Source organism: Mangrovibacterium diazotrophicum (genome assembly GCF_003610535.1).
GTDB lineage: Bacteria > Bacteroidota > Bacteroidia > Bacteroidales > Prolixibacteraceae > Mangrovibacterium > Mangrovibacterium diazotrophicum.
Map to the genome: position 1 here is coordinate 299023 of NZ_RAPN01000001.1, position 16960 is coordinate 315982.

Genomic DNA, 16960 nt, shown 5'->3' on the forward strand with positions numbered 1-16960 from the left:
CTGATTAATCTACTGAACTATGCAAGCTATTTTAGGAATTATCTTTCACTCTCTTGGAGGTGCTTCTTCTGGAAGCTGGTACATGCCATATAATGTCGTAAAAAAGTGGCGTTGGGAAATCTACTGGATTGTAGGTGGACTTTTCTCCTGGTTGATTATGCCATTTATCGCGGTCCTTTTAACAACTCCGGGCTGGCAGAACATTTTAGCCGAAGCAGATTCTTCTGTTATTGGAACAACTTACACACTTGGTGTTTTGTGGGGAATCGGAGGTCTTACCTACGGTTTGGGTATTCGTTACCTGGGAATGTCGCTTGGTAACTCGGTGTTACTTGGGATCACGTCTTTGGTTGGATCTTTAGGTTTACCAATTCTTCGAAATATTGGACACCTGTATGAAGTTTTACCGGAAGGGGACTCTTTAACAGATATGTTAGCAACCGACAGCGGACGCGTAATTTTGTTTGGTATCCTGGTGTTGATGGTGGGTATCGTTCTTTGCGGTAAGGCTGGTTTGATGAAAGATAAAGATCTTGTTGGTCATAAAGACGGCGTTAACACCGAATTTAAATTGACCAAAGGTTTAATCATTGCCGGTGTTTCGGGTATCTTAAGTGCCTTTTTCAGTTTCGGAATCGATGCTGGTAAACGGATGGGAGAAGCTGTTCGCGAAATTGCAGTGTCGAATAACTTCCCTTTTGTAAGCGATGGTACTTACCTGTTCGAGAACAATATTATCTTCCTGGTTATTCTTTGGGGTGGATTGACCACTAACTTAATCTGGTCAGTGGCGCTTATCCTTAAAAATAAAACAGGAGGCGATTTTGTAGATTCATCGTCGCCACTGCTGAAAAACTACCTGTTGTGTGCATTAGCCGGAACAACCTGGTTCCTTCAGTTCTTCTTCTACGGAATGGGCGAAACTAAAATTGGTAACGGAGCGAGCTCATGGATTTTGCACATGTCGACAATTATTTTGACTGCCAACTTCTGGGGTTTCTATCGCAAAGAATGGGCTGACGTTTCCAGTAAAACACGTACAACCATTTTCCTTGGAATTGGTCTGATCTTATTATCCATCATCATTATGGGTATTGCCAAAAGCGACTTCTTAAACTAAAAATACGTATAAAATGAATCGCTTAGCATTCAAAATGTACCTGAACGAAGGGCAAAAAGAAGAATACAAAAAACGTCACGACGAGATCTGGCCTGAGTTGAAAAAGCTTTTGAAAGACGCCGGCGTGAGCGAATACTCCATATTTCTGGACGAAGAAACCAATATCCTTTTTGCTTTTCAAAAGGTTAGCGGTGACGGAGGATCGCAGGATTTGGGAAAAACCGAAATTGTGCAAAAGTGGTGGGCTTTTATGGCCGACGTCATGAAAACCAATCCCGACAATTCGCCGGTGAGCGTCCAATTGGATGAAGTTTTCTACATGGAATAAGGAGAACAAAAACAGAATAATATAAAATCTAATATCTATAAAAATGAGTAAGACAGAATTGATCAAAAAAGCTTATGAAATAGCTAAAGAACAATATGCTGCACTAGGCGTGGATACTGACGCTGCAATGAAAAAAATGAGCGAATTAGCAATTTCGCTGCACTGCTGGCAAACGGATGACGTGTCGGGTACCGAAAATCCTGATGGTCAATTGTCGGGCGGTATTCAAGCCACCGGTAACTATCCGGGCAAAGCACGTGATATCAACGAAATTTTGGCCGACCTGGAGAAAGTAATGTCTTTGCTTCCGGGTAAGCAACGTATAAATGTACACGCTTTATATGGCGATTTCACAAAAGGAATGGTAGATCGTGACGCGATCAGCGTTGAGCAATTCCAAGGATGGATCGACTGGTGTAAGAAAATGGGAATCGGCATGGACTTCAACGGCTCATTCTTTTCTCACCCAAAAGCCGACAGCGGTTTTACCTTGTCATCAAAAAACGAAGAAATTCGCAAGTTTTGGGTAGAACACCTGAAACGTTCTCGCGAAATCGCGAACGAAATCGGTAAACAATTGGGCTCTCCTTGTGTGTTGAACACCTGGATTCCTGATGGATCAAAAGACACTCCTGTTGACCGTAACGGCATGCGTGCGCAGTTGACAAAATCATTGGACGAAGGTTTTGCAACGGAGTACCCGAAAGAAAACATGAAAGATGCTGTTGAAAGTAAAGTGTTTGGTATTGGTGCCGAATCGATGACAGTAGGTTCTCATGATTACTATTTGGGCTATGCCATCAAGAATAACAAAATGATTTGTTTGGACAACGGTCACTTCCACCCAACAGAGGTTGTTGGTGACAAGATTTCTTCTTGTCTTCAATTTGTTGACGAAGTATTGTTGCACGTAACCCGTCCGATTCGTTGGGACTCTGACCACGTTGTGACTCTGAACGAAGAAATTCAGTTGATTGCTTCAGAAATCGTTCGTAACGACTTTATGAGTCGTGTCAACGTTGGTTTGGACTTCTTCGACGCTTCAATCAACCGGATTGGTGCTTACGTGGTTGGTACACGTGCTGCTCAAAAAGCGTTCCTGATTGCGATGTTGGAGCCGACTAAAGCATTGGTTGAGTTGGAAGAAGCTGGTCAGAACTTCGAACGTTTGGCGATGCTGGAAGAACTGAAAACAATGCCTTTCGCTGCTGTATGGGATTACTACTGTCTGCAGGAAGGTGTTCCGACAGGAGCTGATTACATCGCTGAAATTCAGCAATACGAAAAAGACGTTTTAAGTCAAAGATAATTACATGTTTAATGGAAAATTACCGGTTCTGAAATGAACCGGTAATTTTTGTTTTGCTCTTTTATAAAATCAGGCTAAAGCCCGCAAACTAACCATGAAAGAAGTTATTGCCGTATTCGATATTGGAAAAACCAACAAGAAAGTATTACTGTTCGACCAGTCGTTGAAACTGGTTTTCCAGCACGAACAGAAGTTTACATGTTGCGCCGACGAAGATGAGTTTGAGTGCGACGATATTGACCGGATTACCGATTGGATTAAAACTGAATTGACAACCATCGCGAAAGCCGGTGAGTACGATCTGAAGGCTGTTAACTTTTCAACTTACGGTGCTTCGCTGATGTTCCTGGATGCGCAGGGGGAGCGATTGACACCTGTGTACAACTATTTGAAGGAAGTTCCTTCATCAATCACCGAAAACTTATTTGCAAACTACGGTGGTAAAGACGAGTTCTGCCGTCGTACAGCTAGCCCGGCGTTAGGCTTGTTGCTGAATTCCGGTATTCAAATCCTGTGGTTGAAACAGGAAAAGCCGGACCTGTTCGCGAAGACAGCATCAATCCTGCACTTTCCGCAATATTTAGCTTATACTTTGAATGGAAAAGTAGTTTCTGAGCCGACATCAATCGGGTGCCACACTTTCATGTGGGACTACGATAGCATGGCTTACCATCCCTGGATTGGGGATCACAAAATTGAATTACCACAACCGGTAACCAACGACGTTGTTTTCGAAAGTGAAATTGGCGGAAAAAATGTGTTGGTAGGAACCGGGATTCACGATAGTTCTTCTTCACTCGTGCCTTATTTAAAAGGAAGTGAAGAACCGTTTATTTTGGTTTCAACCGGAACCTGGTGCATCACCATGAATCCGTTCAACAGCGAGCCTTTAACGGCTGACCAGTTGGAACAGGATTGCCTCTGTTTCCTTAGCCCGGACAAACAGCAAGTAAAATCTTCACGCCTGTTTATGGGGCACTTCCACGAAGTGTGGGCCGAAAAACTGGCGACACATTTCAAAACCGAAGGTTCCTATTTCAAGTATGTGAAATGTGATGAAAGCCTGTTGGTAAAACAAGAAGAAACGTTTGGCTCAACTTCCGTTTTCTTCCCAGCCGGGAAAGAAAGCTTCGAAGATGGCTTGAAGTCGGTTGATCTGAGCATTTTCGCCAGCTACGAAGAGGCTTACACGAAACTGATGATCGACTTAACAAACCTTTGTATTACTGCAATTAACCTGGTTATCCCCGAAAACGATTCAACCAGCAAACTGTATATCTCCGGTGGTTTCGCCCGTAACCCGATCTACATTCACTTATTGAAAGAATATTTCACTCAAAAAGAAATTATTACATCCGAGATTGACAATGCCAGTGCATTGGGTGCCGCCTTGGTGGTGGCCGATGTGGTTGGATTCAAGCCGGAAATTAAATTGGCTTTAGATTAACACACTATAAAATCAACAAATTAAAAACAAATGGAAACTGCAAAACGCATTTATTTACCTCCTTTGAGCTTGGTTGGCCCGAATGCCTTGCAAGAACTGAAAGAGGATCTTAAAACGAGTTCATACAAACAAGTTTTATTTGTAACCGACCCGATGTTGGTGCAAATTGGCTTGGCAGCAAAAGTTGAAGAAATCCTGAAAGAAGCAGGTTTGAAATACTTGATTTTCGACCAGGTAAAACAAAACCCGACTGTCTCGAATGTTAACGAAGGCTTAAAGGTTTATCAAGATAACAATTGCGACGCTATCGTAACTTTGGGGGGTGGTTCACCTCAGGACTGCGGTAAAGCAATTGCTATTCTGGCAACAAACGGTGGCGACATCGAATCTTATGAAGGTATTCACAAATCAGCTAAAAAATCGGCTCCGTTGATCGCAATTAACACAACGGCCGGAACAGCCAGCGAAATCACCATCAACTACGTAATTACTGACGAAAAACGGAAAGTGAAAATGGTGATGGTTGACAAAAACTGTTTGGTTGACATCGCTGTTAACGACCCAGTTTTGATGGTGAACATGCCGAAAGGCTTGACCGCTGCAACCGGTATGGATGCATTGACTCACGCTGTTGAAGCTTATGTAACTGCCGGTGCTTACGATTGGTCGGATACCCTGGCTTTAAAAGCAATCAAATTGATTGGTGAAAGTTTGCGTGACGCTGTTGCCGACGGGCAAAACATGGAAGCCCGCAACAAAATGGCCTGGGGCCAATTCATCGCCGGACAAGCTTTTTCAAACTGTGGTTTAGGTTACGTACACTCCATGGCTCACCAGCTGGGCGCTGTTTACGATTTACCTCACGGTGTTTGTAACGCAGTTCTTCTTCCTTACGTTGAAGAGTTTAATGCTCCGGTTTGCGGCGATAAATTCCGCGATGTTGCTGAAGCTTTAGGTGTTGACACAACAGGTATGTCGACTGAAGAAGCCAATAACGCAGCGATTGGTGCCATCAAAAAATTATCTGCTCATGTTGGTATTCCAACAGGTTTGAAAGAATTGGGTGCTAAACCTGAAGATTTCGAAACAATGGCGAAAAAGGCATTGGCTGACGTTTGTACCGGCGGAAATCCCCGCTCGGTGAATTTGGAAGAAACTGTGAAAATTTACGAAGCAGCTTATTAATATTCCATATAAATTTAGTTAGAAATGAGAAAATTAGACACCAAATTGATGCATCCGCGTGATCAGATCACGATGATCATTGATAAGATTTACCGCAGTGGTTTGACAACTACTTCTGGGGGTAACATTTCAATTATCGATGAAAACGGAGACATCTGGGTTACTCCTTCTGCAATTGACAAGGGAACTTTGCGTGCATCTGATATCGTATGTGTACGTAAAGATGGTACGATTGATGGTCGTCACAAACCGTCTTCTGAATTCCCTTTCCATAAAGCGATTTATGAATGCCGCCCTGAAATTAAAGCGGTTATTCACGCTCACCCGCCGGCACTGGTATCCCTCAGTATCGTGCGTCAAATTCCAAACACCAACATCATCCCGCAAGCCAAATACATCTGTGGCGATATCGGTTATGCTGATTACGCCTTGCCGGGTAGTGATGAGTTGGGTGATGTGATTGCCAAAGAATTTGAAAAAGGATTCAACGGTGTAATCATGGAAAACCACGGAACTGTAGTTGGTGGTACCGACATGGTTGACGCTTACCAACGTTTCGAAACGCTGGAGTTCTGCTGTCGCACCATCATCTACGGTAGCCAAATTGGTACGCCAAACTATTTGTCAGACGAGCAAATTGAAGAGTTTGAATCTCAAATTCCTCGTTTGTTGCCTGAAATGGACGCTGTAGAGCATCCTTCTGACGAACGTGCAATTCGCGAAGACATCTGTAAAATCGTTCACCGTGCCTGCGATCAAGGTTTGATGATCAGCTCATACGGAACAGTTTCTGTGCGCTGGAGAGGCGACGACTTCCTGATCACTCCTCCGCAAGTTTCTCGTTGGGATATCCAACACGAAGACATTGTACAAATTAAAGGTGGAAAACGCGAGCCGGGAAAAGTTCCAAGCCGTTCAACCTGGTTGCACCAGGAAATCTACAAGCGCAACCCGCACATCAACTCAATTATTTTGACACAGACACCTTATTTGATGGCGTACAGTGTTACCAATGAAAAGTTGGATGTTCGTACAATTCCGGAAAGCTGGATCTTCCTGCAAGATATTCCAAACATGCCGTTTGGTTCTCACTTCGCAGGCGAGGAAGGTATTTTGAATACCATTTCAAAAGACACTCCGGCTGTGTTGGTAAACAACGATTCAGTAATCGTTACCGGCGACAAGTTGCTGGGAACTTTCGATAAATTGGAAGTAGCCGAATTTAGCGCGAAATCACTGGTGATGGGTGCTTCATTGGGTAAACTTGTTCCAATTAACGACGAACAAGTTGAAGACCTTCGCAAGAAATTCTTAAGCTAGTAAGCTTAGTAAATACAGGGTTAGATTAATTATGAAGCAGGTCGGCGTTTTGTCGGCTTGCTTTTTTTTATGCCTTAACTAATCGAGCCTCGTACTTTCGGATATATTGGGTGAAAAACAGCGACAGGCTAACGATGAAAGCTCCTGCCAGAAACGGGATCCGCCAGTCGATTGTCCACAATATACCGCCAATAGCCGGCAAAACGACGGCCGAGATGTGATTGATGGTGAAGCCTACAGCCATGGAAGGAGCGATGTCCTTCGGTTCGGCGTATTTTCGGAAGAAGCTGTTGATTGCGATTGAAAAGCTGAAAAACAGGTTGTCAACAAGGTACAGACCGGTTGCAAAGTTCCGGTTTTCCACAAGCGCATAGCCCAGAAACACGAGCAACAAACTTCCGTACTCGATGCTCAGCATGGTGCGTTCTCCAAATTTGTTAATGGCTTTGCCAACATAGGGACTTAGAAAATAAGTGATGATATTGTTGGCGACAAACAGCGTTGTGATGTGCCCAACTGAGAAATGGTATTTTTCAACCAGGATAAACACGGCAAAAACAACGAAAATCTGCCGGCGTGCACCACTTAGAAAGTTCAGTGTATAGAACAACCAGTATTTTTTCTTCAGAATTAATTTCTTGTGTTGCGGTGGGAGAGTTTCGTCAACCGGATTGCGGGTAAGTGCATAGGCGCCCAACACGACCACAATAGCTCCGATGATATAGAAGATTGAATGTAGCTCCAGTTGCTTCGAAATAATCCAGATAAAAGCGCCAACGCAGACATTTGTTAATGCTCCAAAACTTTTCAGTTTGGCCAGTACCTGAGGCACGCGATCGCCCTGGAAATACTGCAAACTTAGTGATTGGTTGCAGGTTTCGAAAAAGTGAAAGCCAACCGACATGATCACAATCGTCATCAGCAAGCCACCAAAACTAGGGAACATTCCGGTCAGAAATACGCCAACTCCCAAAAGCATGACAGACAGCGCGGCAAACCGGTGTTCGACAAAAATAAGCAGCAAGTAAACCACAAAGAAGGTCAGGAAACCGGGAATTTCGCGGACAGATTGGATGATACCGATTTGAACGGAATTGACGCCAACCACATCGACCGCAAAATTATTGAAAAGTGTTCGCCAGCCCTGGAAGCCCAATGCAGAGGCAACAACCAGCAGGATCAAGTATTTGTACATCGGGTTTTCCCGATAACTTTTGTATGGAGTCATTTGAATTGCTTAAGAAAAGCAAACATAACAAAAGACTTCCCAGGTGAGATCACAACTGGGTGATTTGGAAGAAAGCTTCACTTAATGGAAATATTTATCCTCAAAGAAAAAACTGCGGCTCTTTTCTTTGCGCGCAATTCTTAAAGAGTCGTTCGCGAATTGTTTGAATAATTTCCACATCGAACGTGCGCGCTTGTTCCGGACATTGCTTAACGCAGGCACAGCACCAAATGCATTTCTCAGCATCGGTAAAAACGTTCCTGTTCACCGTTATGGCACCTGTCGGGCAACATTCGGCGCAGGCTCCGCATAAGGTGCAGTTGGAGCTATTGGTTTCGGGTGCAAGGGCTGGTCGTTGTTTGCGCTCTACAAAAGGTCGATTACCTGGTAGCTGCTTGAGTGCGAATAGGTGATCACGATTAGCGGTTTCCATTTTTACTTTGATCTGGCTCGAGAATGCGTGAATTTGCAGCAGATCATTAGCATCAGGCCGATTGGCTGCAATCGGCTTTTGAGCAGTAGAGTACGAATGTTCTCCGATAAAAGCAGCCGCAGCAATAACCTGAAAATTTGCTTTTTGCGCAAGCTCAGCCAGCTCAAGCAACGCGTCGTCGAACTCCCGGTTCCCGTAAACAACAAGCACGATTGCTTTTGAGCTTTTTCCATCGATATTCAGAAAACGAACGACCGCATCGAGCGGCAAGCGCCCCGAATAGACGGGCATGCCTATAATCGAGATCGAATCTGCGTTAAATTGATCGGTGTTGATCTCAAAATCCGACTTCGTCAAGTTAATCTGATTGACAAGGTTTGAACAGAGATCGTTAGCCAGCGTGTTTGCTATCGTTTTTGTGGTGTGAGTTGGCGAAAAGTAGATGCTGTTTATTGATTCCATAGCATTTGAAAATTAAATCCGGCAGCCTTCAAATTTATAAAAATGAATTTGAGATTGCCGGAGTTTCTCCCCAATAATCATTTGTTGACTATTTTTCTTTTTCGAACGGCCAGCCGGCAATTCCACCTTCCATCACTTTCACGTTGGTGTAGCCATGTGCCTTTATTAGCATCGCTGCTTCGTAGCCGCGCAGGGATATTTTACAATAGGTAACGATCGTTTTGTTTTTGTCGGCGGGAAGTTCGTTGATGCGTTTCCTGAGAACGCCCAGTGGAATCAGTGTTTCACCAACGCCAAGACGGGTTTGTTCGTATTCGTCGGCTCCCCGAACATCGAGAATATAGAGGTCTTCGCCGCTATCGAGCATTGTTTTCAGATCGAGCGCCGAGATGCCATCAAACAGACCGTGCATCTTGTTTTGAAGGATATGAGCCGTTGCGATACTGTGGTCGATTGCCAGTGAAAAGGGTGGTGCGTACGGCAGATCGGCATTCACCATGTCGTCAACCGTTAATTTTCCTTTGATTGCTGTTGCCCAAATGGCTAGTTGTTTGCTCACATCGCCCGGACCAAGGCATTGCGCACCCAGAATTCGCCCGGTTTTCTGTTCTGCAACCAGCTTGGTGAACAGCAGTTTACCATCCATAAAGCCCGGTTTGTCGGGGCTGGCATTGACCGCTTTTACATAGTCAATGTCAGCATCAATCGCTTTGGCTTCCGATAAGCCGGTGATTCCTACGCCGTAATCAAATATCTTACAAACTCCGGTCTGGATCGTTCCCGGAAAAGTCGCTACGTTTCCTTTGATGATGTTTTCGCCGGCTGCACGACCTTCCAGGTTCGCCAGGTCGCCGTAAGGGGCTAAAACATTTTTGCCGGTAATCAGGTTGGGAATTTCGCAGCAGTCGCCGGCAGCGTAAATATCAGGGTCGCTGGTTTGCATGTACTCGTTGACAATGATGCCTCCAAGCTTGCCAATTTCCAGCCCGGCGGCTTTCGCTAAATCAACACGGGGACGTACGCCGATGGCTACAACCGCCAGTTTGCAAGGTATTTCTGTGCCATTCTGGAGTTTAACACCGGTCAGTTTTCCATGCTCTCCAATGAATTCAGAAACACCATTTTTAGTCACCACATTGGCTTTCGATTTCAGGTAATTTTCAACCAGCTTCGCCATTTTCCAGTCGAGGAAGGTGAGGAGTTGCGGCAGAAGTTCAATCATTGTCAGTTCAATCCCGGCCAGGTGAAGGGCTTCCAGGGTTTCGATGCCGATTAAGCCGCCACCGATCACAACTGCTTTTTGTATTTTCTTTTCGTCCCTGATTTTACGCAGGTAGTCGGCATCCTGCATCGATTGCAGTGTCGTGATGCCATCAAGGTTGATTCCCGGAATTGGCGGCATATTCGCTGTTGCTCCGGTCGCAATAACCAGCTTGTCGTATCCCTGCGTGCCGGTTTCACCGGTCAGCAAATCTTTGTATTCAATCTGCTTTTTAGCCCGATCTATTTTCGTTACCTCGGTGTTAATCTTGCAAACAATTCCCTTGGCATTCCAGTAAAAATTAGGGTCGCGAACCACGCCGGTCGGAGTACAAAGCAATTTGTTGCGGTCGTCAAAAAATCCGCCCACGTAATACGGAAAGCCACAGGAAGCCATCGACAGGTCGGGGCCTTTCTGAAACATGGTTATTTCGGCAAATTCGTCCATGCGTCGTGCGCGGGCAGCAGCTTTCGGACCTGCAGCTGAGCCGCCAATAACGATTATTTTCTTGCTTGTAGTCATTTCAAATTCGATTTAAGGTTAGAATTGATGTGTTTGCCCGGTCTTGACGAACGGGTTCGAAAATTGGTTTTGAAAGGCAGCCAATGCCGGTAAGTCAGTGCAATGTGAAGGGAGTATCGTTTCAACTTTTTCCCGCATGAAATAGTTGATGGTTTCCTTCGTTTGAAGGTTATTTTGTTTCAGATGGAAGCCGCCAATCACGGTTTTGATGTGATTGACTCCGCTAATCTTTTTGGCGTATTCGCAGATGTTGCAGATGCCGGAATGGCTGCAACCGGTCACGATGATCAAGGCCTCGTTTTCGATGAAAGCCAGTGCCGAATCATCGGGAACAAAATCTTCGTTCCCGTTTTCGTCAACAAAAGCAGTCATTTGCGCTTCGAAATTGTTTACTCTTGGAATCTCAGCCAGGAAAAAGATGTGTTTGGAAATTTGAACAGGAGTGGCTGAAACCTGCAGATCAAACTGTTTTTCAACTTCCTGGCGGCTCATGCGCAAGCCTAAATTTGTGTGATCGTGTTTCCGAAAACGCTTCATAAACGATTTTGGATGCGTCAGCAACGGCTTATTTTGAATGTATCTCAAGCCGTCCCCGTGATCCCAATGACCATGGCTGAGAACGATCTGATCAACTTGCTCATTCAAATTGAAGCCCAAACGACTGGCATTTTTCAGGAACACATCACTGTGTCCGGTATCCAATAGGATGGTTTTTTCATCATGCTCAATCAGGTACGACAGTCCGTGTTCCGCACAAAAGCTGCCTCCGGCAACGTTTTCAGTTAATACCGTTAGTTTCATGCCATTTTTACAGCAAAGAGTTGATCGAATTTTTCTTTTACAAATTCCGGAATTCGCATGGGCTTCCGGGTCTTACTGTCAACAAAAACAACGGTTGAGTCAGCCGAACACACCAACTGGTTTTGCTCGTTCCGTGCTTCAAACTGAAAATTCAACCGAGTGATGGGCTCTTCAGCAATAATGGTGTGAATTGTCAGCAGTTCGTCGTAACCGGCAGGTCGATGATATTGCAAATTCATACTGATGACCGGCATCATAACTTGTTGTGCCTCCAGTTTACTGTCTTCAATTCCCAATTCGCGCATCAATTCGGTACGAGCCTGGTGAAAGTAATTGACGTAGTTCCCATGGTACACGTAGCCCATTTGGTCGACTTCGCCGTAACGAGGGCGCAGGGTTATTTCTCCTTTAATCATTCCTTCCAATTCAATTTTGTTTGATGTATCTGAAGCCCCAGGCTTTATCCGACACCGATTTTTGAATCGATTCGGCCAAGGCTCTGAATTTTTCAACAATAATCGGGTTCTTGCTTATTTTGAAGGTTTCAGGCGAATTCACTTCATTTTCACAAATTAGCGGCAGTTGAGCCAATAATGGAACATTGAGTTGGTTCGCCAGTAGCTGGCCGCCCCCGTTCCCGAATACAAAATAGCGCTCGTCGGGGTGTTGTGCCGGTGTAAAATAGGCCATGTTTTCGACCACACCCAAAAGTGGCACATGGAGGTGCTCATTTTCGAACATATCAGCTGCTTTCTCCGCATCTGCCAGCGACAATTGCTGTGGTGTGGTCACGATTAGTGCTCCTGAAATCGTTAGTTTCTGGATGGCGGTTAGCTGAATGTCGCCTGTCCCCGGAGGAAAATCCAGGATCAAGAAATCTGTTTCGCCCCACTCGGTCGACGATAATAGTTGCGTCAGTACGCCGGATGCAGCTGGTCCGCGCCAGATCAATGATTTTTTCTTCGTAACGAAGAACCCAACGGACATGAGTTTGACGCCATATTTTTGTACAGGGATATATTTTTCACCTTCCGGATATTTAAAAACCTGTGGCTTTTCATCCTGAACATCAAAAAGAATCGGGCTTGAAGGTCCATACAGATCGGCGTCGAACAGCGCTGTTTTGTAGCCTTCAGACGCCAATGCGACCGCGAGATTGGCAGCCACAGTTGATTTGCCGACGCCGCCTTTCCCGGATGCTACAACGATGATATTTTTTACACCGGGAAGTTTTATTTTTTCGATTGTTGCTTGCTTATTCATTATCAATTAATTTTTTCCAAATAGCTCTGATTTGATCACTTAATTCTGATTCAGGTGCCCAGTCGACAATGCTTTTACAGTTGATCATGGCTTCTACCCAAACCTGAGAGAAAGGGATTTTACTGATTACCGGAATTTGCTTTCCAATAGCCCATTTTTCGATTTCCTCCGTCATTTCCGGGTTGATGTCGCATTTGTTGATCACCAGGAATACTTCCAGTTTGTATTGACTGACCAACTCGGTGATGCGTTTCAGATCGTGCATACCTGATACAGTCGGTTCTGTTACCAACAGCACTTTGTTGATTCCACTCAAGGTTGAAATTACCGGGCAGCCAATTCCCGGGGGACCGTCGATTAAAATGAGGTCAGACTGAAGATTGTGCGCTTCTTTGCGCGCATGGTCGCGAACGAGATTGACTAACTTTCCCGAATTATCTTCGCCTGGTGCCAAACGAGCGTGCACCATTTTTCCGTTCCGAATATCACCGGCAAACCATCGGCTTTCGTTTTGATCAATCATCGTGATGGCGCCAGTTGGGCAAACGCGCGCGCATAATTTGCAACCATCACAAGCTGTTTCGACAACCGAATATTCCCCGTTTGCTAATTTGATGGCATCAAAACGGCAGTAGTCCATGCATTTGCCGCAGCTCACGCATTTTTCGACGGCGACATGAGCCTTTTGCCCGGAGGTATAAACCTTTTCGAGGTAGTTGCGTGGTTCCAGAATGAGGTGTAAGTTCGCGGCATCAACGTCGCAGTCGGCAACAACTACTTTGGGAGCTAAAGTGGCCAAAGCTGCGCTGATCCCGGATTTTCCGGTGCCTCCTTTCCCGCTTAAAATTGCGATTTCTGTCATCTCTGTAGTTGTTTCGTAATATTCTGATGCAACTTCTCGAACAATTCCCTGTACTGCGGGATTTTATCTGTAATCAGGTCGCCTTTAGCATAAGTCTCTGCGATTCGCTTGTCGAATGGAATATGACCTAAAACGGCGATTTCTTCCTTGTTTAAATAGTCTTCAATCAGTTCTTTTCCAATACCGAACCGGTTAATCACGACGCCAAATTCTATTTTCAGTTTGCGAAGTGTTTCAACCGACAGCTTTAAGTCGTTTAAACCAAATGGAGTTGGTTCGGTCACCAGGACAACGTAATCCGCCCGTTCAACAGTTGCAATAAACGGACACGATGTTCCCGGAGGTGAATCCAACAAGGTCAATGTATCTGCTTCGGCCATGTTAATCGTTTGCCCGATAATCGAGACTGGCGAGTAAATGCCGATTTCCGTCTGACTTTCGAGCACATCTGCATTGGCGCTGATGGAATATTGCGTAATACTACCGGTAACTTTTTCTTTTTCGGTAATGGCGTCGTACTGGCAGGCGTAAACACAAGCCCCGCAGTCGTGGCACGAATCCTCAATCACCCGGATTGTTTTGATTGTAGGAAGCATGATGATGGCATTATAACTGCAATGCTCCTGGCACTTGCCGCAAAAAGCGCATTTGTGTGAGTCAATGAGTGGAATGTGCGTCATTGTGAGCGTTTCCTCTTCAACATTTCCCCGAATAAATTCACAAACATTGGGTTCCTCGGCGTCGCAATCGATTAGACTTACTTTTTGTCCTTGCCGGCTAATCACATTGAAGAGGTTTGTCGAAACCAGCGTCTTGCCGGTCCCGCCTTTGCCGCTGGCAATAGCTATTTTCATTGATTTATAGGATTGTCATTTTTCGAACAACGGGTGTTTGCCCGGTGCTTTGGAGAAATACAAACTTCATGTAGCAACCTGATCAATTTCTTAGCAATACAAATCGGGCAGGGTAGAAGGAGCTTCACCCGTTTGATTTGTGCGGAATAAGCCCTTCCTCCTGCCGATTTTGCTTCAGTTATGGTAAGATCTCTACAAAGCGTGAATTTAATGATCACAAGCGTTAGTTCCTGTCATCAGCCTTTTGTCAATTAAATCACGAACCAACTCAATAGCCGGTTTATTGGGTGCTCCGGCATGAATGATGATATTGTTGGATTTGAACAGGTTAATTGCTTTTTGGCCGATGCCGCCAGATATAATTTCTGTAACACCTCTTTCTGCCAACCACTTGGGCAGTAAGCCGGGTTCATGAGGTGGTGCTTCAACAACGATTTCGTTGCCGATAGAATCATTCTTTACTTCAATTAAAGTAAAGTGTTTGCAATGTCCGAAATGAGTACTCAAAATACCGCCTTCGGTTGGGATAGCTATTTTTCTCATTTTTAGTTATTTATTTATCTGCCTCTTCTTCTTCCACCTCCGAATTCACCTCCGTTAGATTGAAAGCGTTGTTTTCCGCGGCCTCTGTTCCTAAACATTGGTCTCATTTCCATTTGTTCCAGATTGTTTTCTGTTGGTGTCACAGTGTTCTCTTCTCCAAAAATCCGGTTTGGTTTGTTTCCGCATTTTCCCATCGAACGACCTGTCATCGGTCCTTCGCCTTTGGGGCCTTTTCTGTTAAATCCTGGCATGGCTTCTGTTTTTAATTTCGACTAATTTGATTCACTATTTCTTCGATGGTAATGTCGTTTTTACCGTGAATAATCATCTGGATATTTAATCCACTAAGTATATCCTTCACTTTGCCACCGAATTCGCCCGAAATTATCCGGTGCACACCCTGTGATGCAATAAATTGAACGGATGCAGGGCCGGCTCCTTCGTTGCTGGCTTGCCCTGGGTTAGAAAGGAACTCTGTTTGTTTCAGTTCTGTGTCGTAAATGGCAAAGAAAGAGCATCTTCCAAATCGATTATCCATTTTCGATTTAATGGTTTGGCCAGTTGCTGTTATTGCTATTTTCATTTGCTTTGTGTTTTTGATTGAATTGAAAATGATTAGTATAATTTCATCAGTAAAGAACAAATGTTCATTTGCAAATATAAAGAAGATATCATTGCAAGAACCAGCAGGGCCTGTTAAATTTTTCATGAATGGATAGGATTTGTAGTTAATGGGTTGGTTTCTAGTAGGATGAAAACAAATAATAAATGATCGGTCATCATTGAAGAATAATGACAAATACAAACAGAAGACACTTTAGATAAAGTGTCAAATGGCTTATCTTAAAAGTTGAAAAGGGGACTGTAAAAAATACTATTATTTCTTTCTCGAAGACGATTCCCGCTGAATCAGTTCAGTTGGAACAGTGTACGTAACGTGTTCTTTCAGACGCGTTTTCGATTCAATTTCCTGGATCAGCAATTCACCGGCTTTTACCCCCATATCGAAGGCAGGTTGTTTCAATGTTGAAATAGAAGGCGTAACGACTTCCGAGAAAGGTTCGTCACTGAAGCCGATGATTCCGAAGTCTTCCGGAATACGCACGCCGATTTTCTTCAGGTAAACGATCATACTCAAGGCTGACGTGTCGTTACCGCAGAAAACTGCGTCGGGAGGTTGGGGGAGTGCCAATAGTTGTTTAATCGCATCCTGCCCATCAATCCGAGTCAACCGGTTATGAATAATCAGGTTTTCGTCGATTTCGAAATTGTATTTTTCCAATGCGGCACGGTAACCATTCATCCGGTCGCGGTAGGTGTGCAGCACAGTTGGTCCAGCCAGGTGTGCAATCCGTTTGTAGCCCTGCTCAATGAGGTGTTCGGTGGCTTTAAATCCGACTCCAAAATCGTCGACAACTATTTTGTGAGCCTCCAGTTCCGGAACCACACGGTCGAAGAATACGATTGGAATTTTCTTTTTGGAGAACAGCTGGTAATGGTCAAATTCATTTGTCTGCATACTCAGGGATGCAATCAGCCCATCGACACGGTTTGAGAACAACGAGTGCACAATTTGCTTTTCTTTTTCCAGCAAATCGTTCGATTGTGAGATAATTACGTTGTAACCCTTTGCAAAAGCAACTTCTTCAACACCGCTAATAAAGGCCGAAAAGAAATGTCGATTAATCAGCGGAACAACTATTCCAATGGTATTGGTTTTTTGGTTTCGGAGGTTCGATGCAATCGTATTGGGTTGGTAGCCCATCTCCAGCGCCTTTGCCTTAATTCTGTCCTTCGTTTCTTTGCTAATCCTTGGATTATTGTTTAGCGCTCTTGAAACAGTTGATGCAGAGATGTTTAATTCTCTTGCAATATCGTGTATTGTTATTGATGCTTTTGTATCCATACCGTGGGTTTCAATGCAAAGATGCTAATATTTTTGAAAATCAAGCTAAAATACAACTTTTTGCGCAATCGATTGCATATTTCTGATTTTAATTTTATATTTGCCCTGAATTAATA

18 protein-coding genes are annotated in these 16960 nt (G+C 44.4%); 6 read left to right on the top strand and 12 right to left on the bottom strand.

Annotation, left to right across the window (positions count from 1 at the left end):
- The first annotated feature begins 19 nt into the window (after positions 1 to 19).
- The 6 genes from BC643_RS01330 to BC643_RS01355 all read left to right on the top strand — a co-directional run bounded on the left by BC643_RS01330 (position 20) and on the right by BC643_RS01355 (position 6709).
- Positions 20 to 1120: an L-rhamnose/proton symporter RhaT gene (locus BC643_RS01330; protein WP_120271374.1), complete on the top strand. Its 1101-nt coding sequence runs from the start codon at positions 20 to 22 to the stop codon at positions 1118 to 1120.
- Positions 1121 to 1133: 13 nt separating this feature from the next.
- Positions 1134 to 1448 carry an L-rhamnose mutarotase gene (gene rhaM, locus BC643_RS01335; protein WP_120271375.1) on the top strand — a complete coding sequence of 105 codons (315 nt, stop codon included), beginning with the start codon at positions 1134 to 1136 and terminating at the stop codon, positions 1446 to 1448.
- A gap of 43 nt (positions 1449 to 1491) precedes the next feature.
- On the top strand, positions 1492 to 2757 hold the full coding sequence (locus BC643_RS01340) for an L-rhamnose isomerase (RefSeq protein ID WP_120271376.1): 1266 nt from the start codon (positions 1492 to 1494) through the stop codon (positions 2755 to 2757).
- 94 nt (positions 2758 to 2851) lie between these two features.
- Positions 2852 to 4204 carry an FGGY-family carbohydrate kinase gene (locus BC643_RS01345; RefSeq protein ID WP_120271377.1) on the top strand — a complete coding sequence of 451 codons (1353 nt, stop codon included), beginning with the start codon at positions 2852 to 2854 and terminating at the stop codon, positions 4202 to 4204.
- Between the two features lie 30 nt (positions 4205 to 4234).
- Positions 4235 to 5389: an iron-containing alcohol dehydrogenase gene (locus BC643_RS01350; RefSeq protein ID WP_120271378.1), complete on the top strand. Its 1155-nt coding sequence runs from the start codon at positions 4235 to 4237 to the stop codon at positions 5387 to 5389.
- 24 nt (positions 5390 to 5413) lie between these two features.
- Entirely contained in the window at positions 5414 to 6709 is a 1296-nt protein-coding gene (locus tag BC643_RS01355; RefSeq protein WP_120271379.1) for a class II aldolase/adducin family protein, read from the top strand.
- 67 nt (positions 6710 to 6776) lie between these two features.
- Here BC643_RS01355 and BC643_RS01360 read toward each other — a convergent pair whose 3' ends face one another.
- The 12 genes from BC643_RS01360 to BC643_RS01415 all read right to left on the bottom strand — a co-directional run bounded on the left by BC643_RS01360 (position 6777) and on the right by BC643_RS01415 (position 16844).
- Positions 6777 to 7937: an MFS transporter gene (locus BC643_RS01360; protein ID WP_120271380.1), complete on the bottom strand. Its 1161-nt coding sequence runs from the start codon at positions 7935 to 7937 to the stop codon at positions 6777 to 6779.
- Between the two features lie 100 nt (positions 7938 to 8037).
- Complete coding sequence (locus tag BC643_RS01365) at positions 8038 to 8832, bottom strand: EFR1 family ferrodoxin (RefSeq protein ID WP_120271381.1); 795 nt, start codon at positions 8830 to 8832, stop codon at positions 8038 to 8040.
- An 88-nt stretch (positions 8833 to 8920) separates the two neighbouring features.
- Positions 8921 to 10615, bottom strand: a complete 1695-nt coding sequence (locus tag BC643_RS01370) for an FAD-dependent oxidoreductase (protein WP_120271382.1) — start codon at positions 10613 to 10615, stop codon at positions 8921 to 8923.
- An 18-nt stretch (positions 10616 to 10633) separates the two neighbouring features.
- Positions 10634 to 11416, bottom strand: a complete 783-nt coding sequence (locus BC643_RS01375; RefSeq protein ID WP_120271383.1) for an MBL fold metallo-hydrolase — start codon at positions 11414 to 11416, stop codon at positions 10634 to 10636.
- The gene (locus tag BC643_RS01380) at positions 11413 to 11832 is read right to left on the bottom strand and encodes an acyl-CoA thioesterase (RefSeq protein WP_120271384.1); all 420 of its coding nucleotides are present in this window, start codon (positions 11830 to 11832) and stop codon (positions 11413 to 11415) included. The genes BC643_RS01375 and BC643_RS01380 overlap by 4 nt, the downstream gene beginning before the upstream one ends.
- A gap of 10 nt (positions 11833 to 11842) precedes the next feature.
- Entirely contained in the window at positions 11843 to 12679 is an 837-nt protein-coding gene (locus BC643_RS01385) for an Mrp/NBP35 family ATP-binding protein (RefSeq protein ID WP_120271385.1), read from the bottom strand.
- Positions 12672 to 13541 (bottom strand): nucleotide-binding protein, encoded by an 870-nt coding sequence (locus tag BC643_RS01390; protein ID WP_120271386.1) that lies wholly within the window; start codon positions 13539 to 13541, stop codon positions 12672 to 12674. The genes BC643_RS01385 and BC643_RS01390 overlap by 8 nt, the downstream gene beginning before the upstream one ends.
- The gene (locus BC643_RS01395) at positions 13538 to 14395 is read right to left on the bottom strand and encodes a nucleotide-binding protein (protein WP_120271387.1); all 858 of its coding nucleotides are present in this window, start codon (positions 14393 to 14395) and stop codon (positions 13538 to 13540) included. The genes BC643_RS01390 and BC643_RS01395 overlap by 4 nt, the downstream gene beginning before the upstream one ends.
- Before the next feature lie 207 nt (positions 14396 to 14602).
- Positions 14603 to 14938 (bottom strand): NifB/NifX family molybdenum-iron cluster-binding protein, encoded by a 336-nt coding sequence (locus BC643_RS01400; protein WP_120271388.1) that lies wholly within the window; start codon positions 14936 to 14938, stop codon positions 14603 to 14605.
- 14 nt (positions 14939 to 14952) lie between these two features.
- On the bottom strand, positions 14953 to 15189 hold the full coding sequence (locus BC643_RS01405; RefSeq protein WP_120271389.1) for a DUF5320 domain-containing protein: 237 nt from the start codon (positions 15187 to 15189) through the stop codon (positions 14953 to 14955).
- Between the two features lie 11 nt (positions 15190 to 15200).
- Positions 15201 to 15647 (bottom strand): NifB/NifX family molybdenum-iron cluster-binding protein, encoded by a 447-nt coding sequence (locus BC643_RS01410; protein WP_120271390.1) that lies wholly within the window; start codon positions 15645 to 15647, stop codon positions 15201 to 15203.
- 168 nt (positions 15648 to 15815) lie between these two features.
- On the bottom strand, positions 15816 to 16844 hold the full coding sequence (locus tag BC643_RS01415; protein ID WP_120271391.1) for a LacI family DNA-binding transcriptional regulator: 1029 nt from the start codon (positions 16842 to 16844) through the stop codon (positions 15816 to 15818).
- Positions 16845 to 16960 lie beyond the last annotated feature (116 nt).